Source organism: Gaoshiqia sediminis, from assembly GCF_025907915.1.
GTDB classification, from domain to species: Bacteria; Bacteroidota; Bacteroidia; order Bacteroidales; family Prolixibacteraceae; genus Gaoshiqia; species Gaoshiqia sediminis.
Map to the genome: position 1 here is coordinate 1 of NZ_JAPAAF010000027.1, position 23,277 is coordinate 23,277.

The window sequence follows — 23,277 nt, forward strand, 5'->3', positions numbered from 1 at the left end:
CAGGCGTCATTGCGAATGAAGCGCAGCGGAATGAAGCAATCTGCAATGAGGAAGGAAATTAGGACACAGACATTTGGAAGGATGAATGATGAATGTCGAATGATGAATGGGGCGCGTTGCACCGAAGAATGGGACGCAGATGACACGGATTTATTTTAATCATTATGATTTAAAACTGGCCACTGGCAATTGGCAACTGGCGACTGAAAACTGAAAACTGAATACTCCCGTTGAAGCCTGATCCCCAAGGGTATTGAACCATTCATCACCCCCAATCGAATTGGGGGACGGCGTAAAATGAGAGCGCTTTCCCCAACCCCGAAGCGGGTTGAACTGATCGGAAATCGTTGATCGGCAATCAATAACCGGAAATATTTCCGCCAGAAACACATGATGGGGCTTTGCCCCAAATTATTTCTTCCGTACACTTTGCCGGAAACAGCGGAAATACCAGGGGCTTTGCCCCTTAAACCCCATTTCATTTCTTTTCCTGGATGAAAAGAAACGAAACAAAGAAAAATCAAGAAAATTTAATCCTTCCTCCCGCAAGGCCTTCGCCGGCCCGGGCCAAATTTTCGGGCCCGCCCACTTTTCGCCTCACGGCAAATTGGGGGGAAGTGACTTTGCACAGCCAACAACAACAATCCGGATCCACTTGACAATTAGCACCTTCCCTTACCGCCAGTACCACTGACGGTGATGAACGTGTAACTCCTTCGGAGTAGGTTAATGGTCACGACATGTCGTAACTGTACGGGCCGCTGCGATTCGGAAATCGGAAATCCGCGATTAAAAATCGCGGCGCCCGAGCTAAAATTCGCCGTTGATCAGCACGGAGGGGCACACGTAGTTGGGGATGATGCCCGAACTGGTGATGCGCACCTTGGCCATTTCGGGAAGGGTATTCCCCGAAAGTACCAGGGCGGTATCCATGCCAAACTTGTTACCGCCGATGATGTCGGTGAACAAGGTGTCGCCCACCATCAGGATCTCGTCGCGGCGCAGTGGTTTTACCTCGCAGGCTTTTTCGTAGGCAAACATAAACATCTGAGCATCAGGCTTCCCAAAGCGGATGAAATATTTGCCCAGGATTTCTTCCACCATATCGGAGAGTCCTCCCACAGCCACAGCAATATCGTTTTTGCTGACGGGATAGTTGATGTCGGTGTTGGCCACCACGACGGGCATGTTTCGCTTTCGCAACAGGTTGATCACCTTGTTGATATCATGGTTCCAGTCGAAACCTTCATCATCCAGGAACACGAGGCACTTGATGTGTTCCACGTCATCCAGGTTGATCTGGCTGATAGGCAAGGTATCCAGTCCGGCCGTTTCGATGTAGTGGGCTGATTGGCGGGTGCCCAGGTAGGCCACGGTGCCTTCCTTGATTTTCAAGGCCAGCCAGTCGCGCGCCAACATGCCCGAGGAAATAATCTTATCGGGGGTGATGCTTTTGATGCCGCGACTCCGGTATCCCTCGGCCAGGGCTTCCGGCCCGCGCGAAGCATCGTTGGTCAGCACAAAATAGTTGATCCCGTGATCATCCAGAAAGTCGAAGGTTTTATCAATACCGGGAATAATTCCTTTGTGGTTTTTCAAGACCCCGAAGGCATCAAAAAATACGGTTTTGTATTTGGTGACGATGTTTTTAAATTCTTTGGTTCTCATATCAGAGTTTTAAGGCTTTTAAAATTTTTTCGACCTGGTAGTTGGTATCGATGGTTGGCAGATAAGCTTCGTAGGCTTCCTTTTGCAGTTTCCGCGCATAGGCCTGCCTGAAGAAATATTGTCCGTCTTTGATGACATAGTTCAGGATAAAGAAACGGTATGCCTCCTGGATCAGGCGCACTTCGGGCTCGGTGAGCGGGTAAATACGGTGGTACTCTTTCAGGAACATCAGAAAGCGATCTTCCATCAGGTTATCAATCAGGTAACTAAATACGGTGCGGTCGCCAATATCCGACACCACGCGGCTAAAAAAGTAAAAATCCATCACCCGGGTTGACTCGCGGAACCAGTCGTAGTCCCAACGCGAATAAAACTTACCGTCGGCGGTCACCGAAAAATTGCCGATATTCCAGTCCACGAAAACGGGGATGGTTTCAATATCGGTCATGTAGTTTATCTTGTCGGCATTGTTCAGAAAGGTATCGCACTGTCGCAAAATCAGGTCGCGTTGCTCTTGGGTGGCGCAAAACTTTCCGGTCTGCATGGTCTTCATCAAGGAATGAATATCAGTCACCACACTTTTGGAGGCCCGGGGCAGCTGGTTGCTCACATTGGAACAAGCTCTATGAAAGCGGGCCAGCTCGCGCCCCATCTTCTTGATGTGCTTTTCTTCAAGCCGACGGGGCAGCTTGTGCTTCACCTTGATGGGGTTATAAAAAATGACCCAGGCGCAATGTTTTTGCTCGTAATAGCGGTAAATAAACAGCTCGTTCCGTTTCACCAGCGAGCGGGCCAGGAAGTTTTCGTAAGGCCATTCCAGGTTGTTGGCCAGGTTATTAATGATGATGTGGTCTTCCTTGAAGTCGTCAAACTTGCCGTAATCCGACAGTTTGGCAAAAACGGGCTCCCGATCGTAAAACGATACCTTGTACACCTGGTTGGTCGAAACATGGGCACTCACATCAAATATCCCTTTGATTTTATGCCGGTCGTCAAACTCCTCCCAGGCTTGTCTGATTATCTGAAAATAATCCAGCGTGTGCATAGCATTCAAATTAAGTCTGTAGTTTGCCAAAAATATCAAATGATCTCGAAGTAGCGTTTGGTTTCCCAGTCGGTGACTGCGCGGGCAAATTCGCGCCACTCCCATTCGCGGGTTTGGGTGAAGTGCCGGGTAAACGCTTCTCCGAACAGTTCGTTGGCAATTTCCGAGTTGGCCATCACACGGGTGGCATCCAGCAGGTTGGCCGGTAATTTCTGCACATCGGCCGAAGTATAGGCATTGCCAATCACCGGCGGGATATCCAGTTTCAGCTTGTTACGGATGCCGTACAGACCCGATGCCAGCGAAGCCGCCATGGCCAGGTAAGGGTTCGAGTCTGCCCCGGGCACACGCATCTCCAGGCGGGTCGATTTCTCGTCGCGGCTGATCATGCGGATGGCAGTGGTGCGGTTGTCCTTTCCCCAAGTGACGGTGGTAGGCGCCCAGGCCCCGTCGCGCAGGCGTTTGTAGCTGTTAATGGTAGGCGCGTACATGGGCAGGATTTCCGGCAGGCAGCGCAGTTGTCCGGCCAGGTAGCTTTCCATCAGTTCGCTCATCGGTTCCTCCGGGCTGCCCGAGAAGAACAGGTTCTTGCCCCCGTCGCTGCTCCAGATGCTTTGGTGGATATGGCCGCTGCTGCCCGGCAGCTGTTCGTTCCATTTGGCCATGAACGTGGCCACAAAACCATGTCGGTAGGCAATCTCCTTCACGGCGCTTTTAAATAAGACAGCCTTGTCGGCAGCCGACAGGATTTCGTCGTAAAAGATGCAGGCCTCGTACACCCCGGGGCCAGTTTCGGTGTGCATCGATTCGAGTGGAATGTTGAACTGCGCCAACAGGTCGAACAGTTCGTTGTAATAATCGGCATGCTGACTGGGGCGCAATTGTGAGTAGCCAAACATGCCGGGCGTGATGGGCTGCGGGTTGCGATAGCCGGTTTCGGCCAGCTGGTTGGGCGTTCCGCAGAAGTTGAACCACTCAAACTCTTCGGAGAAGATGGCTTTGTAGCCCATATCCGCGCCCTGCTTCCTGATTTTCTTGAGCAGACTACGCGGGCAGGCGGCCACTTCCTGGCCAGGCACATCAAAATCGGCCAAAAAGTAGGGAATGCCATTGTCCCAGGGGACCGTGCGGAAGGTGTTCAGATCGAGCGCAGCCTTTTTATCGGGATAACCGGTATGCCATCCGGTAAGTTCCACGTTGTCGTAACAACGGTCGTTGGAGTCCCAGCCAAAAACTACATCGCAGTAGCCCACCGTGTTGCCGGCCACCTCCAGGAACTTATCCACATGTATATTTTTTGCCCTTAAGATACCGTCGATGTCACAAATGGCGAACCTGACTTTCCGGTGGCCTGATTTTTCTATCTTTTTTATAATTTCTTGTTTTTCCATCACTTTCAATGCTAACGTTGCTTCTATTCAAACGGAATCCTCAAATTACGGATATTAAGCGATTTTTACCAAGTCATTTTAAAATATTGATGTAAAGAAAAATTGGAGCCCGGTGATCGCGGATCAACGATTAACGATTGCAGATTAACGAATAAGGATTTTAGATGTAGGGGTTGGCGCATTCAGCCAGTCGGGTGCCGTAATCTTATAATCGCGGATGAACGATCTCCGGCTCATACCGCCCCGTATGGTCACGGCATGCCGTGACTTTCCATCTGAAAGAGAAAAGGCACGCCCATTAAATTGCGATTCGGAACCTGCTGATCAATGATGAATCCAAAAACCTAATTGCCATATTCATGTAAACACAGTTTAAATAAGGGAATAAGGTTGGCAGGAGGTCGGGTATAGTGCTTTTTCTACTAAGGTTGGCCAGATCGATAAGGTTTTTATTAGTCGCAATCCTCCAATCCGATTGGGGGTGATGAATGGTTCTATCCCCTCGGGATCCGAGGCTGCTCGGTATGGCGTTGAGTCGTTGAAAGCTTGCCCGGCTTTGACGGAAGTTCTCTATGCACAAAAGATTGCTTCATTCCGCTGCGCTGCTTTCGCAATGACGCCTGCCTGCAGCGCCCCATTCGACATTCAACATTCATCATTTATCCTTCCAAAGGACCTCAACACCCGGGAGCGAAATTTATTCCGGATACCAAGACCATCCCCTGAAACAAGGCCATCATTTCGCCGTAGAACCAGTTGTTCCGACGAGGCCGGAAACCCGTTGCCCCCTTTACGTGCATGGTACCGATTTCATGTATTGCCAGGTATTCCTGCGACCACACTAAAACGAAAAAGGATGAAACGGACTTACATTACCGGAGAGGATGATAACACAATCAGTTTAGGAGTTAAGGTCCAGACCGCTGGTATTGCCTGTACTACGGTATATTCGGCACGGAGTGGCGGCCAGCAACTGAAGATCAATGATTCGGCCGATGACAGCGGGGCCATCCGGGAAGCGGTCATTGGGAAAGCCTCGGAGCTGAGAAACAGCTATCTGCTAATAATCACCATGATCGACCGGGCAGTGATCGACCCAACAGAATGGGACAACCTGCTGATCCGCTATCATATCAACGGTGGATATTCCGGCAGTCAGGTTTTCAACCACGATATTGATGACACCAAGCTGTTGCCCAACGGAAAGATGCTCATCATTAAGCCGATCGAGATGAAGTAGTGCCGGGCGGCCATAAAAAAAACCCCGGCTGCATGGCCAGGGTCTTTATGTTTTTAACTATCCGGTTACTTTCCTATGTGTGAATTTGTTACGGTCATTGATTGTCATTTGATTGTCATTCATTGTCTTCTGCCACTAAATGATCAAGAATGACAGCTTCCTCCTTCAACCAGGTAACATACCGTAACTCCACTAACACTTCATATACCTCTTTCCGGTAATTAATCCAGTTTCTTGATCCGTTCCATGGCTTCGATCACGTTGGCACGATCGGCAAATGCAGAGAAACGGAAATAGCCTTCACCGGCAGGGCCAAACCCGGAGCCGGGTGTTCCCACCACGTTGGCTTCGTTCAGCACCTTGTCGAAAAAGTCCCACGATTTCATGTTGTTTTTGGTTTTCACCCAAATATAGGGGGCATTTACCCCGCCAAAAACAGTGTATCCGGCAGCAGACAGGCTTTCGCGCATGATGCGGGCATTTTCCATGTAATAAGCTACCACGTCACTCACTTCTTTCTGACCTTGCGCGGTGTAAACGGCAGCAGCTGCTTTTTGTACCGGGTACGACACGCCATTGAACTTGGTGGTGTGACGGCGCAGCCACAATTTTTTCACCGAATGGGCATTGCCATTGCTATCGTAGGCTTTCAGTTCCTCGGGAATGACCGTAAAGGCGCAACGAGTACCGGTAAAACCAGCTGTTTTGGAAAAACTGCGGAATTCGATGGCCACTTCCTTGGCGCCTTCAATTTCGTAAATCGAACGCGGAATGCCGGGTTCGGTGATAAATGCCTCGTAGGCAGCATCAAACAGGATGATGCTCTTGTTATCGCGGGCGTATTTTACCCACTTGGCCAACTCTTCTTTGCTGGCCACGGTCCCGGTAGGATTGTTCGGGTAGCAAAGAAAAATCAAGTCGGGGCGCTCGGCCGGCAATTCGGGGATAAAGCCATTTTCGTCGGTACAAGGCATGTAAATGATGCCGGCATAATAGCCGTTGGCAGCACATTCGCCGGTTTTTCCGCTCATCACGGTGGTGTCGGCATAAACAGGGTACACCGGGTCGCAGATGGCAATCTTATTCTCACTGCCGAAGATTTCCTGAATGTTGCCGGTGTCGCATTTCGAGCCGTCGGACACGATGATATCGTCAGCCGAAATATCGATCCCATTTGCCTGATAAGCGTTTACGGCAATAGCCTGGCGCAAAAATTCGTACCCTTGCTCGGGGCCATACCCTTTAAAACTTTCGGCTTTGCCCATTTCGTCAACGCCATCGTGAAAGGCCTTTAAAACCGAGGGAGCCAGGGGTTGTGTCACATCGCCAATCCCCATGCGGATAATATTCTTTCCGGGGTTGGCATCGGCAAATTCCTTTACCCTGCGGCCAATCTCGGGAAACAGGTATCCCGCTTTCAACTTCAAATAATGCTCGTTAATTAATGCCATGTATTGTTTTTTTATGAATGAATATTCCTTTAAAACCGTAATTTACAGGGACCACAAAGTTAAAAAATTGCCCGGATTTGCCTAAATTCAAACCGTCAGAACATCCAATTTAATACAACTGCTTATGAAAACAATTAATCGACTTTTTATCTTGCTGACTGTACTTTTTCTAAGCTCCTGTGAAGGAGAACAGGGGCCACCCGGGATTCCCGGGCAAGACGGGATAAACCTGTTGGGCAGCGTGATCGAAATTGAGGGAACTTTCAGCGCTCAGAACGATTATTCGCTGTATTACGAATTTCCGAATAACCTGGAGATTTACGACAGCGATCTGGTGCTGGTATATATCCTGTGGGACCAGACAGATGACGGAAACGGGAATGTCCTGGATATATGGCGCTTGCTGCCGCAAACAGTGGTGCTTCCTGAGGGCGTGCTGCAATACAATTTTGACTATACCGTGGCCGATGTGGAGATTTTCCTGAACTACACGTCGGATTACAGCGAGCTGTTACCGGCTGAAACCGATAACCAGGTATTTCGGATCGCTGTACTGCCGGCAGCCTACGCAGCCAACAAATCCATTGACCTGGCGGATATGAATGCGGTGATGAAGTCGTTGAAAAAGGATATCTCATCCGTTAAAAGATACGGGCTGCAATAGCCGGTAACCGGATATTTACTGCCCCGGGCCACCGAGCTTTTTCACCGTCAGGTGGTCCGAGCAGTTTTCCAGCAACTCGATAATGCTCAGTTTAAAAACGGGGTGAACCTTGTCGGCTGCCACCTCGGCCAGGGGTTCCAGCACAAAACGCCGGTCGATCATGCGGGGGTGCGGAAGCTCCAGGTTGGGTTCGTGATACACCAGGTCATCATAAAAAAGCAAGTCGATATCGATCAGGCGGGAACTGTACCGTTCGGCCTTTCGTTCGCGCCCCAGCTCCAGTTCCACACGCTTGGTAACGGCCAAAACCGCTTCGGGGTCCATCTCCGTTTCGAGTACAACTACCTGGTTCCAAAACAAATCGTCGGACTGAAAGCCCCAGGGCTCTGTTTCGTACATGGATGACAGCTGAACAATTTCGCCCAATTCTTCTGCCAACCGGGTACGTGCATGCCGAAAAATTTGTGCCTTGTCGCCCAGGTTTCCACCCAACAATAAAAAAAGCCTCGCCATCTTTTGAACAAAATTGTAATCAAATAAGTAAATTCGTACAAATAAAAAATTGAAGCTACAAAGCTAAAAACACAAAACAATAAATCACTACTATGAAAGACTTTTTAAAATTTACGCTGGCATCGGTCATAGGCGTTCTGTTGGCAGGTTTCGTGGGCATGTTGTTGCTCATTGTCACCTTCTCGGCCATCCTGTCCTTATCGGAACAGCCGGTAGATGTGAAAGATAAAACGTTGCTGATGTTGAAACTCGACCATAAGATTGTGGAGCGATCGGATAAAAATCCGCTGAACGACTTGGAACTGCCCGGCATTTCCGGTCCCCGGCAAACCGGCCTGGACGATATCCTGGCCTGTATTGAAAAAGCAAAAACCGACGACCGCATCCGGGGCATCTACCTGAACCCATCCGAAATTGATGCCGGCCTGGCGACCCTGGAAGAAATCCGCCATGCACTTGCCGACTTTAAAGAATCGGGCAAGTTTGTGTATGCCTATGGGGAAGCGTGGTCGCAAAAAGCCTTTTACCTGGTGTCGGTAGCCGACAAGGTGGTACTTAACCCCAAGGGAATGATCGACTTCAAAGGACTCAGCGCCCAACGTAGTTTTTTCAAAAAAGCCCTGGAAAAAGTTGGCGTGGAGGTGCAGGTCATCCGCCACGGAAAGTTTAAGGCAGCGGTGGAGCCCTTCATGCTCGAAAAGATGAGCCCGGAAAACCGGCTGCAAACCGAAACCTATATGGGCAGCATCTGGAACCAATTGCTGGCCGACATCTCGGCATCGCGCCAGCTGAGCATAGATGAGCTGAACGATCTGGCCGATGGCGTGACTACTTTCCAACGAGCTGACTACCTGATGGCGCAAGGGCTGGTGGACACCCTGCTATACAAGGATGAAGTGATCAACGACCTGAAAGAGCTGACCAGCATCCGAGAAAACAGCGACCTGCGGGTGATTGACGTGAAGAAATACGCGCAGGCACCCGTGAAAACAGACGGGAAAGGGCTGGCACGCGATAAAATTGCCGTGATTTATGCCAACGGCGACATTGGCATGGGCACCGATGGAAGCGGCACGGGCATCGATCCCGAAGAAATTTCGCGCACCATCCGCGAAGCCCGCCGCGATTCATCCATCAAGGCCATCGTGCTGCGTATCAATTCGCCGGGAGGCAGCGCTTACGGTTCGGAAGTGATTTGGCGCGAAGTGAAACTGGCGGCAGAAACCAAACCGGTCATCGCCTCCATGAGCGATGTGGCGGCCTCGGGCGGTTACTACATTGCCGCCGCCGCCCATACCATCATGGCCGACCGCACCACCATCACCGGCTCCATCGGTATTTTCGGGCTCATCCCCAATGCCGGGGAACTGCTCAACGATAAACTCGGGATCACGCAGGATGTGGTGAACACGAACGAACATTCCGACATCCTCTCGCTGACCCGCAAACTGACCGATTTTGAGCTGGAACTGCTCCAAAATTATATCGAGGACGGCTACGACACGTTTATCGGGCGCGTGGCTGAAGGACGGAAAATGACCAAGGAAGAGGTGGACGCCATTGGCCAGGGCCGCGTTTGGTCGGCCGAAAACGCGTTGGACAACCGGCTGATTGACTTGTACGGCGGTGTGAACGACGCCATCAAACTGGCCGCCGACATGAGCGAAACGGAACGCTACCGCGTGATTCAACTGCCCAAAATAAAAGACCCGCTCGAAGAATGGCTGAAAGAACTTTCGGGAACAGCACGTATGCGCTTGCTGAAGTCTGAGCTGGGCGACCACTACCCGATCTACAAACAATTAAAGTCCCTGACCCGGACGCGCGGCATCCTCACCCGGCTTCCGTATGATATTCAGATCAACTAAGGTCACGGACCTATTTAAATCGCTTTAATACCCTAAAAAGAAGTTGTCTTTCCCGGACAGCTTCTTTTTTTATGGTCGATTTTTGGTAACTTCGTATCTCAATTCCACTTTATGCTGAAACCATTTTTATACCTGCTTTCGCTTGGTTACGGGCTGGCAGTTTATCTGCGAAACGCCTTTTACGACTACAACCTGCTGAAATCAACCGAATTTGAGATACCGGTAATTTCAATTGGCAACATTACCGTTGGCGGAACCGGAAAAACCCCCCATACCGAATATCTGGTGGAGCTGCTGAAAAAGCATGTGCGGGTGGCCACCCTGAGCCGCGGGTACAAACGGAAAACGAAGGGGTTTCTGCTGGTGCAACCGGAATCGGATGTGGCCAGCGTGGGCGACGAACCGCTGCAAATAAAACGGAAGTTTCCGGAAGTAACCGTGGCCGTGGATGAAAAACGGGTGCATGGCATACAAACCTTACTGAACGATGAAAACCAAACCCCCGATGTTATTTTGCTGGACGACGCCTTTCAGCACCGCAGCGTCACTCCTGGCATCAACATTCTATTAATTGACTACAACCGCCCGATCGATAAGGACCACTTGCTCCCCTGGGGGCGCCTTCGCGAGCGGAAATACCAGCGACGACGGGCCAACGTAATCATCTACACCAAATGCCCCGATGAGATCACACCCATTACCCGGCGCATCATCATGAAAGATGTGAACCTTCGCCCGTATCAATCGCTGTATTTCACGACGATGATATATGGCACACCCCAGCCGGTATTTCCCGCCCTGGCCAGGCCCATGCCCGATTTTCACGAAAAACGGGTTTCCACGCTGATGCTTTCGGGTATCGCCAATCCGGACCAGTTCCGCAATTACCTGTCGTCCAAGACAAATTTGCTGGATGAACTGGTTTTTGAAGACCATCATGAATTTACCGCAAAAGACTTTGGCCTGATTGCTCAAAAATATGATCAGCTGAAAAACCGCGAAGCCTTTGTTTTGACCACGGAGAAAGACGCGGTGCGGCTGCAAAACGAGAACGCTTTGCCCGACGAGCTGAAAGCGAGCCTGTATTTTGTGCCGGTGAAGATTAAATTTTTGGACAGTGAAGGAAAAAGTTTTGACAAAAAAATAGTAGGCTATGTTAAAGACAATCGAAGCAACCGCGCGCTATATCACCGAAAAGATCAAGCAACAACCTAAGGTTGGCATTATCCTCGGTTCCGGGCTGGGTGGCCTGGTCAACGAAATTAAAATTGAACAGGAAATTCCCTACAGCACGATACCTAACTTTCCGGTTTCGACAGTTGACGGGCACAACGGCCACCTGATATTTGGCGAATTGGGCGGCAAGAAAATCCTGGCCATGCAAGGCCGGTTTCATTATTACGAAGGATATACGATGAAAGAAGTCACCTTCCCGGTGCGGGTCATGAAAATGATTGGGATCAACCACCTGTTTGTATCGAATGCGACCGGCGGGCTCAACCCCGACTTCAAAATCGGCGACCTGATGATCATCAGCGACCACATCAACATGTTCCCGGAACACCCCCTCCACGGAACCAACCAGGACGCCTTGGGGCCACGTTTCCCCGATATGAGCCAGGCTTACAATAAAGAATTGCGGCAAAAAGCCAAGTTTATTGCCCTGAAAAACAAGATCGAAATCAAGGAAGGCGTGTATGTCGGCGTGCAGGGGCCTACCTTCGAGACACCCGCCGAATACAAAATGTTCCGCATTCTGGGCGGCGATGTCGTGGGCATGTCCACCGTGCCCGAAGTGATCGTGGCCCGCCATATGGACATGAAGGTGTTTGGTATTTCCATTGTTACCGATAGCGGTGTGCCCGGCGAAATCGTTGAAATTTCGCACGAGGAAGTGCAGGAAGTGGCCATGAAATCGGAACCCCAAATGACCCTGATCCTAAAAAATTTGATTGCCGAAATTTAACCGACCATGAAACTACCGGAGTTTACCGACATTGAAAAAGCGCATGAGCTGATCAAACCGTTTATCCACCGCACCCCGGTGCTCACCTCGATTTCCATCAACGAAATGACGGGTGGTGATTTGTACTTCAAATGCGAAAACCTACAAAAGGTGGGCGCTTTCAAGTTTCGAGGGGCGTGCAATGCCGTGTTTTCGTTAACCGATGAGCAGGCGGCCCACGGAGTGTGTACCCATTCGTCGGGGAACCACGCGGCGGCGCTGGCATTGGCGGCCCGTATGCGCGGCATTCCGGCTTATATTGTGATGCCCGAAACAGCCCCCGAAATTAAGAAGAAGGCGGTGGAAGGCTACGGGGCAGAAATCACTTTTTGCCAGCCTACGTTGGAAGCCCGTGAGACTACTTTGGCCCGGGTGGCCGAAAAGACCGGCGCCATCGAGATTCACCCGTACAACAATATCCAGGTGATTTGCGGACAAGGTACAGCAGCCAAAGAGTTGATCGAAGATGCAGGCCGGTTCGACATCCTCCTGTGCCCCATTGGCGGCGGCGGCTTGCTCAGCGGGACTGCCATCACCGGACGCGCAATGAACCCGAAAGGGTTGGTGATTGCCGCCGAACCCGAAGGGGCCGACGATGCCTGCCGATCGTTTCATGCCAACAAACTGATCCCTTCTATCAACCCGAAAACCATTGCCGACGGTCTACTGACCTCGGTGGGCGAAATTAATTTCCGCATCATCCGTCGCAAGACCGACGAAATTGTCACCGTGTCGGAACGAGGCATCGTGCGAGCCATGCGACTGGTTTGGGAACGCATGAAAATCATCATCGAACCTTCATCGGCTGTCCCGCTGGCTGCCATTCTTGAAAATAAAGTGGACGTGCGCGGCAAAAAGGTAGGTATCATCCTCAGCGGCGGCAATGTGGATTTGGAGAAGCTGCCGTTTCACGAGCTGCTGTAATCTGTAAAACAAGTTGTTGCCATACCGGGCCTCCCAGTTTAATTTCGGGCCTTGACATCCGGGTGCTGGCCTCCCCGGGTATTTTTGCGGTCATTTACGGTCGTTTGATCGCCATTCCTTTCTTTTTATGCCACCCAATGACCCTGGATGACTTAATGATACATTCTACCTTCGGTTTAGTAATACACAGGGTATTCATTTTCGGTTTTTTTCAGAAAAGTCACCCTACCTTTTTCCGCATCAGCAGGGCCTTGCTGCCATTTTTATAGTAGGCGGGGCGTTCGCCAAAAACTTCAAAACCCTGCTGTTTATACAAACAAACTGCCGGTTCGTTAAACGCACTTACTTCCAACGTCAGGTAGCTAATTCCGTAGGTCTGGGCACGTTTCCCGGCTTCGGCCAATAGCAGGCGGGCCAGTCCTTTTCCCCGGTGGCGTGGCGAAACAGCCAGTGAGTAAATGCGCAAGCCGGAGCTGTTTTTTCGTTTCAGCAAAACAATAAAGGCAGTGATTTCGCCGGCTTCTTCCGTGAGCAAAAAATCAGCCTTGGCCCGGGTGGACAAATAGCGAAGTTGTTGCCGGGAAAAGCTTTCTTCGTTGAAACACAATTCTTCCAAGTGGAGAAGCTGCTCCAAATCCTGGCTGCGTGCCTGCCGTATTTGTGTTGCCCCTTCCATTACTTCCGTCCTTTCTGTTCCATGCGGGTGGCGAATTCGCGTAAAATGCGGCGGTACAGTTCATCGCCCAAAATATCATCTTCCACCCCCTGATCGATGGATGGATTATCGTTTACCTCGATGACCACCGACCGGCCGTTCACCTCTTTCAGATCAACACCATAAAGCCCTTTACCAATCAACGATGCGGCTTTTACAGCATTGCGAACCACATGTTTGGGCACCTTGCTGATCGGGACCGATTCGTACGCCCCGGATTTCGGCTTGCCGGGATCCTGATGATTATAAATCTGCCAGTGTCCGCGTGCCATATAATATTTGCAGGCATACAACGGTTCGCCATTGATGATACCGATGCGCCAATCGAAACTGGTGGGCACAAACTCCTGCGCCAGGAAAACCGAGGTTTTTTCGGAAAGCAGTTCGAGCGCCCGGACATATTCCTGTTCGTTGCCCACCTTGTGCATCCCGATGGAAAAAGAGCCATCCGGGACTTTCAGTATGATAGGCGTTCCCAGAAACCCGCTGATCTCGGCAAAGGAAGCCAGGTTATTTTTAAAAATGAGCTTCGACTTGGGCGTGGGAATTCCTTCCCGCTCCAGCAATTCTTTCAGATAAACCTTATTGGTGCAGCGGATAATCGACAGCGGATCGTCGATCACAACCATGTCGGCCTGCCAGGCCTTTTGCGAAAGGTGGTAGGTAATATGATTCAGTGCGGTGGTTTGCCTGATGAAAAGTCCATCGAACTCCAGCAGGCGCGTGGTGTCCTCTTCCGTAATCAGCTCGGCGTTGATGTTCAGCTTTTTGGCCTGGCTGATGAATTTATTGAGAGCAGCCTTGTTACTTGGCGGCAGTTGTTCGGCAGGATCGTGCAAAATAGCCAGATCGAAACGGCTGGCTTTATGATGGCGGGGTTGCCGCCAAATTTTCTGGCTGAAGTTGTCCAGCGCCTGGGCAAACAAATCCTGCCGGGCATCGTCCAGCTCGTTCAGGCTAAGTAAACGCACCGAATCAATCTGGTTGCGGGAGCGGTTGGCAAAAGTTACCCGCAGCAACGGACAGGGAAACTGCTCGAAAATAAAGCGGGCAATCTTGTTCAGTTCCGGTTCTTTGGTGGTCCCGAAATAGATGTCAACCTCATAAAAGTCGCGGTCGTTGGATTCGCGGCCTTGCATCCATTTGTAACAGATTTTTTGCAGCGAGTCGTCCATCCGGGTCAGGGCGCCACTTTCCAGCCGGTTCAGGATATCTACATCCGGCAACACCTTATGACCACGGGCCTGCGCCAGTAGTGAACAATAATAACCTTCGGAATGATAATCAAGCTTGCTGCACAAATTGATGACCAGCAGCGGGTGTTTACTCAGATGTTCATTCTGCAGGTAGTCAGCGGCAGTTGCCAGCGATTCCGTTTCGTAGTATGGTTTCCACTGTGCGAATGAATCCAGGAGGATCAGAGTTGATTGCATTACAAATTTTCGTCAAAAAAAAATAATTGATGCTCTATTTACATGATTTTCTTATTTCCGGCAGATCGCCTCCCCGTATTTCCCGGGAACAGCAATACCCGCACAGAATACTAAATTACAGCAACTTACAAAAGAACAAAACCTTGTATTTCTGCCGTACAATTGTACGCAATTTATTGAAAGGTTGTCCTGTTGCAGCATTTTTTTTCCAATAAAATGATGTATCAAAGATTCTCTGAAATTACTCCCTGAATTATTTGGTTTGCATTGCAAACCTTATTAAGTTTGTAGTACAAACCAAATAAAACCAACTTGTCATGAATACAAATCAACACACCGAGGAGAGCTTTGATGAGAAGCAATCCCTTCTCCTGATCCGGGAGATGATCCAGGTTTCTCAAAACAAACTGAAAAATGACGGTATCCTGTTTATTCTGTGGGGCTGGCTTTTGTTTTCCATCAGTTTCTTGACATTTCTGCAATCAAAAATCGACATACCATACCCGGCAAAGCAGATAATGAGTTATGTGATGGCAGCCATTTTCTTCCTGATTGTCATTTACAGCGTTTATTACATCCTGAGGCAACGTAAAAAAGTCCAGACTTACATCGGGATTTCCTTACGCTATGTATGGATAAGCCTGGTGGTTTGCCTGGTACTGATCAATGTCATCCTGTTCAACGTCCTGGGCACGTTCAATGTCAGGCTGCAACACGCGGTGTTTATGGTTTTCATGGCTTTTGCCGTGTTGGTTACCGGGGGTATCCTTCGCTACGACCCGTTGATTTTTGGCGGGGTCATCTTCGGGTTCCTGGCATTTTTTTCGTCCTACCTGAGCATAGAAAACCAACTGCTCATGGAGTCCATTGCCTGGCTTATCGCTTTTATAATCCCCGGACATGTTCTGTATTCAAAACGAAACAAAACTCCAAATCATGTTTGACGAATTGGATCCGGTATTGCATTCACAGGTCAGGCTGGCGATCATGTCGGTGTTGATCCATGTTGAATCAGCTGAATTTGCTTATCTTCTGGAAAACATCAACACGACAAAGGGGAATTTAAGTTTTCAGCTTGGCAAGCTAAAAGATGCCGGATATATTGAGGTGATAAAATCGCTCAAAGGAAACTATCCGCTCACGACCTGCAAAATCACCCAGGCAGGTGTTGATGCCTATGAAACATACGTAAGCGCCATTACTTCTTATTTTGAGAAGTTTAACCCAAAAACTGAAAATGATTAAAGCACCGGGCTGAGCAGGCGGGCAAACGATTCTTTGGCCTTGGCCGACCAGTGCCGTTTTCGCCAGTCGTCGAGCAGGATTTCCCGGCTTTGTCCCAAATCCTGAAAAAACTGTCGCTCAAGTTCGGTGGCAACCACTTCGTCATAAATCATGGCATTCACTTCGAAATTTGTTTCCAGGCTTCGGAAATCGAAGTTGGCCGTTCCTACCGACGAGAAAACGCCATCCACCACAATCAGCTTGCTGTGCATAAACCCCGGCTGGTAAAGATAGATTTTTACGCCTGCTTCCAACAGTTCGCCCACGTACGAGTCGGTGCTCCATTTGGGGGTGATGGCATCGGATTTTTGGGGCAGCAGGATACGGACATCAATGCCGCCCAGCGCAGCTACTTTCATCGCATTGGCAATTTCAGTAGTGGGGATCAGGTAAGGCGTAGCAATAAACACCCGTTCGCGGGCGGAGGCGATTGCCGAAAAATAAGCCTGTCCGATGCTTTCCCAGTCCGAATCGGGGCCACTGGCCACGATCTGTACCAATTTTCCCTCCCCGTGCGTCAGGTAGCGGAAGTATTTTCGGCCTTTCAAAATCTCCTTGGAAACAAAAAACCAGTCGGCCATAAAAATTACCTGCAAGCCGGTAGCAGCACCCCCTTTAAGCATCAGGTGGGTATCACGCCAGCTGCCCAGTTTTCTGGCGCCATGCAGGTAGCGGTCGGCAATATTGAGGCCGCCCACAAAAGCCACTTCCCCATCCACCACAATAATCTTCCGGTGATTACGGTAATTGACGCGCGAGGTCAGCATCGGGAAACGCACTTTCATGAAACAGTCGATACGGACACCCGCTTGCTCCAGCGAACGGATATATTTTTTCGGGAGCTGCCAGCTGCCCACATCATCAAAAATCACCCGCACCTCCACCCCTTCCCGGGCTTTGCGGATCAGCAAATCGCGCAACTGGTTACCAACCGTATCGTTTTCAATGATATAAAATTCGACATGGATATGATGGCGGGCCTTCTCCATGGCCTGAAACATGGCGGGGAAAGCCTGCTCCCCGTTTTTCAGGATTTTCACCTCATTGTCGTCGGTAAGCAAGGCATTGGAGTTGGACAACATCAGCTTGATCAAGTGACGCTTCCGGTAAACCGCATCGCTAAAACCCTCGTAATTTCGGGGCAACAAGTCCAGTTGATCCTGGGTAAGCTTACGGAGTTTCTCCAAGTCACCCAAGCCCTTCCTCGAGAACATTTTCTTTTTCCGGTATTCCTGCCCGAAAAACAGATAAAAGATCATCCCGGCAACAGGCAGCAGCACCAATACCAACACCCAACTAATGGTTTTTAGCGGACTGCGGTTCTCCAAGACAATCAGGACAGCAATAAAAATAACGGTCAGCAGGTACAACAAAAAAAACACCGAAGGCAGATGTTCGAGTAATTGAGGAAAAAATCCTGTCATAGCAACCAGTTAAGTTCGTTTTATTAAAATTCGCCAATTTATGGGTGATTAACAAACCAAAATGAATTTCGTAGAAAAATAAAAAATAAAAGCCATGAAGAGCTGGATCGTATGTATTTTTTATGTGTTGATTGGACTGGGTTGCAGCACGCAACAAGCAGTAACCATTCAGGAAAAAACAGCAGAAGCAGAAGAGGACAGCGTAAGCTATGAATTAGTGGTTTTTGACACTGGCTTTGAAACCTGGTTTATCACCCGAGCCAAACCGGCCAATTTCCACGAACAGCGCTACTATGAATTTTGGAACCAGCGCTATGTTCAGGCATGGAACTACCATGAAATGGGCTACCGTCACGCCCGGCTGATTGACGGGAACATCAACTATGACGCTAACACGGACTATGGGCTGGAAATCAACCACAAGCTTTTTTATTATTTCATGTATGTTGAAAACGTCCTGCGCATCCCGCTGATCCCTGACGGACCAAAGAGCTGGTAACATGAAGAATAAGAAACAAAGAGATCAAACGAGAAGATGAGGATTCATCAATTCTGCCGGTAAAAAACCTGGAGGATGGTATCGTGTAGCTGCTCGCATTTACGGGGCAGCTTTGCCAAATGAGGGGCCGGCACCCCATTGCCAAACCAGCTGTGCCCAACATAAACATGGGCTTCGTCCCACAAATCCTGATCGATGAACGATTGCAGCAACAGTTTGCCACCTTCTACCACCACCGATTGCAGCTCGCGGGCGTACAAAAAGTCCAGAAGCTGGGGAAGGATATTCCGGCTGAAATCCAGCGGAACAAATTCCAAGTTTCGCCTGTTTTCGCCTTTATTATCAGTGAACACGATTGTTGGCATAGTGCCGTCTTTCAGGTGCAGCGAATCTGGCAGGAGGTTTTGTCGGTCGATGACTAACCGGACCGGCTGTCGCCCGCTCCAGTCGCGCACGGTTAACGACGGGTTGTCCTTCATGGCCGTGTTGGTTCCGATCAGTATGGCTGCTTCTTCGGTGCGTTGGCGGTGTACCAGCCTTCGCGAAAGCTCGTTACTGATCCAAGTGGGCTGGCCGAATTCAGGCTGTGAGCGGTCGATATCCAGAAAACCGTCGAGGGTTTGCGCCCACTTCAGAATCACATAAGGACGCTGTTGCTGATGAAAAGTGAAGAAACGCCGGTTGAGCTCCAAACATTCATCTTCCAGCACACCAACCTCCACCTGGATGCCTGCCCGGCGCATTTTCTCGATTCCTTTGCCGGCCACCTTGGCAAACGGATCCACCGAACCAACCACCACACGCGGAATTCTGTGAGAAATAATCAGGTCGGAACAAGGCGGTGTTTTCCCGAAATGGGCACAGGGTTCGAGGCTGACGTAGATGGTCGATTCTTTCAGCAGTGATTTGTCCTTCACTGAGTTGATGGCATTTACTTCGGCATGCGGGCCGCCATATTGCCGGTGAAAACCTTCGCCAATAATTAAGTCGTTACAAACGATTACCGAGCCTACCATCGGGTTGGGGGCCACTTCCCCACTTCCCAGACGGGCCAGCGAGATGCACCGTTCCATATATTTTTCAGCTATCTTCACCCGGAAAAATTTACCTTTGCCAAAAATACAAATAAATGCAGGCAAGCATTGCATATATCCGCAAAGAATTGAAGGACCTTTATCCGGATCAGGAAATCGAAGGGCTGGTCCGGTTGATTTTTTCAGCCCTAAGAAATTACACGCCGACCGATCTGTTACTGAAAAAAAACGAGCGGCTCACCCCTGACGAACAGCTTCATCTGAATGAAATCGTCAGGCGTTTGAAGAAGCACGAACCTATTCAATATATTTTGGGGGAAACTGAATTTTACAGTCTTCCTTTTCAGGTAACGGAAGATGTGCTGATTCCGCGGCCCGAGACCGAAGAGTTGGTTGACTGGATATTGAAAGACCTTACCATCGCCTCGCCAGTCATCCTGGATGTGGGCACCGGAAGCGGCTGCATTCCTGTCAGCCTGAAAAAATTCCTGCCCGCTGCCAAAGTAATGGGCTGCGACATCTCCGAAAAAGCGCTGAAGGTGGCCCGCGCCAACGCAGGGATCAATCAAACCGAAGTGGCTTTTTTCCACCTCGACATCTTAAACCCCTTGCTGCCGGCTACCTTCCCCGGTCTCGATATCCTCGTCAGTAACCCACCGTACGTCACCGAAAAAGAAAAACAACTGATGCAGCCCAATGTACTCGCCCACGAACCCCACAGCGCCCTGTTTGTTCCGGACGAAGACCCGCTGGTGTTTTATGCGGCCCTGGTGCGGTTTGGCCGCCAGCACCTGAAAAAAGGCGGCAAGCTTTTTTGGGAAATCAACGAAGCGTTTGGCCCGGCATGTGTGCATCTGCTGGAGGAAAACGGCTTTGATAACGTTCAGCTGAAAAAAGACATCAACGGAAAAAACCGCATGATTGCAGCCCGGTACGTTTAAATCCCTGAAAAATATCCGTCAGTAATACTGAAAAGAAATTTCAACAAATTAATCAAAGCCATTCAGTGTGTATTTTTAAATTTGTGTAAGTTTCCAACGACATACAATTCATCAAATACCGTGAGAAAATTTTTCAGGAATATCGTTCTGCTGTTCAACCTGGCCGCGGGTTTTGCTTTACTGATTGTTTACCTGTCGGCTTATGTCAGCCCCGAAAAGTTCTGGATGCCGGCCATCATTGGTTTAGCCTACCCCTATATACTCTTTATCAATCTGTTGTTCATCCTGTACTGGTTGTTTGGCACCAGCAAATACGCACTGGTTTCGCTGGCCTTCATCCTGCTGGGGTTCAACCACCTGCAAAATTACTTCTCCTTCAGCGCAAAAAAGACAGAGGAACCCGGATTGGTGGTGGTCAGCTACAACATCAAACAATTTGAGGGGAAGCCGGATTTATCGAAATCAGAAACGGCAAATGCCATCCTGGATTTGGTGCGGAGCAAAGAGCCTGATATTGTTTGTTTTCAGGAAATGGCTTTTATGCACCGACGTGGCTTTGACGGTTTCAAAAAGGAGTTTTCACTGAAAGGATTCCCCAAGTATAGTCACCCGGCCAAGCGTGGCGGACCGGTTACTTTTTCGGCGTTCCCGATCATTAACACCGCTGAAATTCATTTCGAAGAAAGCGGCAACATGTTTATTTATACCGATGTGGTGGCAGGACAAGATACCCTGCGCATCTTTAATTGCCATCTGCAAAGCTATCAGTTCTCGCCCAAGGATATCAGCACGCTCGATTCGCTGTCGCTAAACGATCAGGAAAAAAACATGAAAGGGGCCCGGCTGTTTGGGGGCAAACTGAAAAGGGGATTTATTCAACGGGCTAAACAAGCAGAAATACTGCGCAGCGAAATTGACCAATCGCCCTACCCGGTCATTGTTTGCGGCGACTTTAACGATACCCCTATCTCATACACCTACAAGCTCGTGCGGAACAAGCTGAAGGATGCCTTCGTGGAGTCGGGCGCAGGCATTGGCAACACCTACCTGGGGCGGCTGCCCTCTTTCCGGATCGATTACATCCTGCACAGCGACCTGTTTGACGGGTATAACTTCGCTATCGATAAGGTGGACTATTCTGACCATTATCCGGTGAGCTGCAAGTTGGTGAGAAAGACGGCGAAAAAAGAGGAATAAGACGCTCCCCTTCCTTTATCAAAACAACCGCTTCCGCTTTAACAAGAAGTTCATCAGCACTTGGGTGAAATCTTGGTTGATGTCGGCCTCCACCAAATCGATGTGGTATTGCCCGCACTTCACTTTCAAATCTTCAACCGATTGGCGGATGGCTTTCCGGTAACTTTCCTTCAGCTCGTGCGGCGAAAAACGCAGGTGTTGTCCGGTTTCCAGATCGACAAAGCGGTACGGACGGTTCAGAAAATCAAAATCACGTTCCTGCTGATGGTCGGTTACATGAAAGAGGATCACCTCGTGTTTGTTGTACCGAAGATGCTGCAGCGCCGAAAATAGTTCATCATCCTTCCCATCGTCCATCATATCGCTAAAAATAATGACCAGTGAGCGTTTATGCAATTGCTCGGCAATTTGATGAAGAGCATCGGTGGCGTTGGTGGTTTTTCGCAAGTCATCCTTCCCGGCAGCAAGCAAGCCAGCGAGTTTGCCATACAGCAACTCGGCATGTACCGGCGAAAGCCGGTTCTCCGAGTGAAACTCAATGTGGTCGGAAAATAAAGTCAGACCCACCGAGTCGCGCTGGCGACGCATCAGATAGATGAGGGCCGCCGCCGAGTAAACCGAAAAAGCCAGCTTGTTGAACAATTGTCTTTTACCCTCCTCAAAAGGAAACAGCATGGACGAGGACGTATCGATGACCAACTGGCAGCGCAGGTTGGTTTCTTCCTCGTATTGTTTCACATACAAACGGTCGGAGCGGCCAAACAATTTCCAGTCGATGTGTTTGGTTGATTCCCCCTGGTTGTATTGGCGATGTTCGGCAAACTCAACCGAAAAGCCATGAAACGGACTGCGGTGCAAGCCGGTAATGAAACCTTCGACCACCTCGCGGGCAATCAATTCCAGATTATCGAATTGTTGAAATTGTTGTATGTCGAACAGGTTTTTCATCGTTTTTCGAAAAGGCAACTATTACTATTTTTAAGAAGTGCTGAAACAATCCCAGCACGACACGGTGACCGTGAAAAAATATTATTCTTCCAATAATCGATATTTCTTTAGGATGACGCCGGACGAATAACTGCTTACTTCGGCCAAATGCAGCTGCCGCTCTGCCAGCTGATCGGTAAACAAGGGGATGCCCTCACCCAGGGTGACGGGCATGGTAAACAGGTAGATTTCATCAATCAGGCCTTCGTTAAACAGCAGGGTGTTGATCTCACTGCCGCCAACCAGCCAAATATTTTTACCTTCCTCTTTCTTGATTACCCGGACAAACGAAACCAGATCGTCGCCAATAAATTTGACAAACTTGGTGTCCTGCTTGCCCTTTTGTTGCGTAAACACGTAATTTTCCTTATCGGCATACGGAAAATCAATTCCAAACGAAAGGATTTTTTCATAGGTTCGGTTTCCCATCAAGGTTACGTCAACCGACGCGTAAAAACTGGCATAGCCGTAATCTTCATCTTCCGGATTGGGGAAACGTTCCAGCCAATCTACGTCGCCATTCAGCCGGGCAATTTTGCCATCCAGGCTTTGCGCGATATACAGAATAATTTTGCGCATGGTCATCCAATTTTAGCCAAAAAAAGGGCATAACCGAAATCCTGCCCTTCTATCTGTTTTTTCAAACCTAAATTTACAAAATTGCATCCACTTTTGCAGCCAACGCTGATTTTGGTGCAGCGCCGACGTGTTTATCAACAATCTCGCCGCCCTTAAAAAACAGGATGGTGGGAATATTGCGGATACCAAATTTAACGGCCGTATCCGGATTGCTGTCCACGTCCAATTTGGTCACCAGCAGTTTTCCGTCATAATCGTGCGAAAGCTCTTCCACCACCGGAGCCACCATGCGGCAGGGGCCGCACCATTCTGCCCAAAAGTCAACCAACACCGGTTTATCTGATTTGAGGACCAGTTCCTCAAAATTTGCATCTGTTACTTCTATTGCCATAATTTCAATATTTTTTTTGGTTAA

General features: G+C 49.5%; 23 protein-coding genes. 11 read left to right on the forward strand and 12 right to left on the reverse strand.

Annotation, left to right across the window (positions count from 1 at the left end; genetic code table 11):
- Positions 1-810 precede the first annotated feature (810 nt).
- The 3 genes from N2K84_RS14720 to N2K84_RS14730 are packed head-to-tail and all read right to left on the reverse strand — an operon-like array spanning position 811 to position 4,104.
- Positions 811-1,668, reverse strand: coding sequence for an HAD-IIA family hydrolase (locus N2K84_RS14720; RefSeq protein WP_282592586.1), 858 nt, complete (start codon positions 1,666-1,668; stop codon positions 811-813).
- A 1-nt stretch (position 1,669) separates the two neighbouring features.
- A complete protein-coding gene (locus N2K84_RS14725) occupies positions 1,670-2,713 on the reverse strand; it encodes an aminoglycoside phosphotransferase/kinase family protein (protein WP_282592587.1) in 1,044 nt (347 codons plus the stop codon).
- A 35-nt stretch (positions 2,714-2,748) separates the two neighbouring features.
- Complete coding sequence (locus N2K84_RS14730; protein ID WP_282592588.1) at positions 2,749-4,104, reverse strand: glutamine synthetase family protein; 1,356 nt, start codon at positions 4,102-4,104, stop codon at positions 2,749-2,751.
- Between the two features lie 856 nt (positions 4,105-4,960).
- On the opposite strand from N2K84_RS14730, the gene N2K84_RS14735 reads away from it, so the two are divergent.
- On the forward strand, positions 4,961-5,344 hold the full coding sequence (locus N2K84_RS14735; RefSeq protein ID WP_282592589.1) for a hypothetical protein: 384 nt from the start codon (positions 4,961-4,963) through the stop codon (positions 5,342-5,344).
- A gap of 221 nt (positions 5,345-5,565) precedes the next feature.
- On the opposite strand, the gene N2K84_RS14740 is transcribed toward N2K84_RS14735, so the two are convergent.
- Positions 5,566-6,795: an LL-diaminopimelate aminotransferase gene (locus tag N2K84_RS14740; protein ID WP_282592590.1), complete on the reverse strand. Its 1,230-nt coding sequence runs from the start codon at positions 6,793-6,795 to the stop codon at positions 5,566-5,568.
- 124 nt (positions 6,796-6,919) lie between these two features.
- Here N2K84_RS14740 and N2K84_RS14745 point away from each other — a divergent pair, with 124 nt between their 5' ends.
- Positions 6,920-7,459 (forward strand): hypothetical protein, encoded by a 540-nt coding sequence (locus N2K84_RS14745; RefSeq protein WP_282592591.1) that lies wholly within the window; start codon positions 6,920-6,922, stop codon positions 7,457-7,459.
- A gap of 15 nt (positions 7,460-7,474) precedes the next feature.
- Here the strand turns inward: N2K84_RS14745 and folK are convergent, their stop codons facing one another.
- A complete protein-coding gene (folK, locus tag N2K84_RS14750) occupies positions 7,475-7,972 on the reverse strand; it encodes a 2-amino-4-hydroxy-6-hydroxymethyldihydropteridine diphosphokinase (protein WP_282592592.1) in 498 nt (165 codons plus the stop codon).
- 92 nt (positions 7,973-8,064) lie between these two features.
- On the opposite strand from folK, the gene sppA reads away from it, so the two are divergent.
- The 4 genes from sppA to N2K84_RS14770 all read left to right on the forward strand — a co-directional run bounded on the left by sppA (position 8,065) and on the right by N2K84_RS14770 (position 12,769).
- Entirely contained in the window at positions 8,065-9,840 is a 1,776-nt protein-coding gene (sppA, locus tag N2K84_RS14755) for a signal peptide peptidase SppA (protein ID WP_282592593.1), read from the forward strand.
- 111 nt (positions 9,841-9,951) lie between these two features.
- Positions 9,952-11,055, forward strand: coding sequence for a tetraacyldisaccharide 4'-kinase (lpxK, locus tag N2K84_RS14760; RefSeq protein WP_282592594.1), 1,104 nt, complete (start codon positions 9,952-9,954; stop codon positions 11,053-11,055).
- Entirely contained in the window at positions 10,994-11,806 is an 813-nt protein-coding gene (locus N2K84_RS14765) for a purine-nucleoside phosphorylase (RefSeq protein ID WP_282592595.1), read from the forward strand. The genes lpxK and N2K84_RS14765 overlap by 62 nt, the downstream gene beginning before the upstream one ends.
- A gap of 6 nt (positions 11,807-11,812) precedes the next feature.
- Positions 11,813-12,769 (forward strand): pyridoxal-phosphate dependent enzyme, encoded by a 957-nt coding sequence (locus N2K84_RS14770; RefSeq protein ID WP_282592596.1) that lies wholly within the window; start codon positions 11,813-11,815, stop codon positions 12,767-12,769.
- 220 nt (positions 12,770-12,989) lie between these two features.
- Here the strand turns inward: N2K84_RS14770 and N2K84_RS14775 are convergent, their stop codons facing one another.
- Positions 12,990-13,445, reverse strand: a complete 456-nt coding sequence (locus N2K84_RS14775) for a GNAT family N-acetyltransferase (RefSeq protein ID WP_282592597.1) — start codon at positions 13,443-13,445, stop codon at positions 12,990-12,992.
- The gene (locus N2K84_RS14780; protein WP_282592598.1) at positions 13,445-14,917 is read right to left on the reverse strand and encodes a RimK family protein; all 1,473 of its coding nucleotides are present in this window, start codon (positions 14,915-14,917) and stop codon (positions 13,445-13,447) included. Before N2K84_RS14780 ends, N2K84_RS14775 begins: the two co-directional genes overlap by 1 nt.
- Before the next feature lie 317 nt (positions 14,918-15,234).
- Here N2K84_RS14780 and N2K84_RS14785 point away from each other — a divergent pair, with 317 nt between their 5' ends.
- Positions 15,235-15,861, forward strand: a complete 627-nt coding sequence (locus tag N2K84_RS14785) for a hypothetical protein (RefSeq protein WP_282592599.1) — start codon at positions 15,235-15,237, stop codon at positions 15,859-15,861.
- Positions 15,854-16,162 carry a winged helix-turn-helix domain-containing protein gene (locus tag N2K84_RS14790; RefSeq protein WP_282592600.1) on the forward strand — a complete coding sequence of 103 codons (309 nt, stop codon included), beginning with the start codon at positions 15,854-15,856 and terminating at the stop codon, positions 16,160-16,162. Before N2K84_RS14785 ends, N2K84_RS14790 begins: the two co-directional genes overlap by 8 nt.
- Here the strand turns inward: N2K84_RS14790 and cls are convergent.
- On the reverse strand, positions 16,159-17,625 hold the full coding sequence (gene cls / locus N2K84_RS14795) for a cardiolipin synthase (RefSeq protein WP_282592601.1): 1,467 nt from the start codon (positions 17,623-17,625) through the stop codon (positions 16,159-16,161). The two genes, N2K84_RS14790 and cls, sit on opposite strands and share 4 nt — an antisense overlap.
- 94 nt (positions 17,626-17,719) lie before the next feature.
- Between cls and N2K84_RS14800 the strand changes: the two genes are divergently transcribed.
- On the forward strand, positions 17,720-18,124 hold the full coding sequence (locus tag N2K84_RS14800; protein ID WP_282592602.1) for a DUF6146 family protein: 405 nt from the start codon (positions 17,720-17,722) through the stop codon (positions 18,122-18,124).
- A gap of 47 nt (positions 18,125-18,171) precedes the next feature.
- Here the strand turns inward: N2K84_RS14800 and ribD are convergent, their stop codons facing one another.
- The gene (ribD, locus tag N2K84_RS14805) at positions 18,172-19,218 is read right to left on the reverse strand and encodes a bifunctional diaminohydroxyphosphoribosylaminopyrimidine deaminase/5-amino-6-(5-phosphoribosylamino)uracil reductase RibD (protein ID WP_282592603.1); all 1,047 of its coding nucleotides are present in this window, start codon (positions 19,216-19,218) and stop codon (positions 18,172-18,174) included.
- A 35-nt stretch (positions 19,219-19,253) separates the two neighbouring features.
- Here ribD and prmC point away from each other — a divergent pair, with 35 nt between their 5' ends.
- Together prmC and N2K84_RS14815 are read left to right on the forward strand one after the other, a co-directional pair.
- Positions 19,254-20,099 carry a peptide chain release factor N(5)-glutamine methyltransferase gene (gene prmC / locus N2K84_RS14810; protein ID WP_282592604.1) on the forward strand — a complete coding sequence of 282 codons (846 nt, stop codon included), beginning with the start codon at positions 19,254-19,256 and terminating at the stop codon, positions 20,097-20,099.
- 120 nt (positions 20,100-20,219) lie between these two features.
- Positions 20,220-21,296: an endonuclease/exonuclease/phosphatase family protein gene (locus N2K84_RS14815; protein WP_282592605.1), complete on the forward strand. Its 1,077-nt coding sequence runs from the start codon at positions 20,220-20,222 to the stop codon at positions 21,294-21,296.
- Positions 21,297-21,314: 18 nt separating this feature from the next.
- On the opposite strand, the gene N2K84_RS14820 is transcribed toward N2K84_RS14815, so the two are convergent.
- From N2K84_RS14820 to trxA, 3 genes are all read right to left on the reverse strand, one after another.
- Entirely contained in the window at positions 21,315-22,244 is a 930-nt protein-coding gene (locus tag N2K84_RS14820) for a DUF58 domain-containing protein (protein WP_282592606.1), read from the reverse strand.
- An 81-nt stretch (positions 22,245-22,325) separates the two neighbouring features.
- A complete protein-coding gene (locus N2K84_RS14825; protein WP_282592607.1) occupies positions 22,326-22,862 on the reverse strand; it encodes a dihydrofolate reductase family protein in 537 nt (178 codons plus the stop codon).
- 73 nt (positions 22,863-22,935) lie between these two features.
- A complete protein-coding gene (trxA, locus tag N2K84_RS14830) occupies positions 22,936-23,253 on the reverse strand; it encodes a thioredoxin (RefSeq protein ID WP_282592608.1) in 318 nt (105 codons plus the stop codon).
- Between the last annotated feature and the right edge of the window lie 24 nt (positions 23,254-23,277).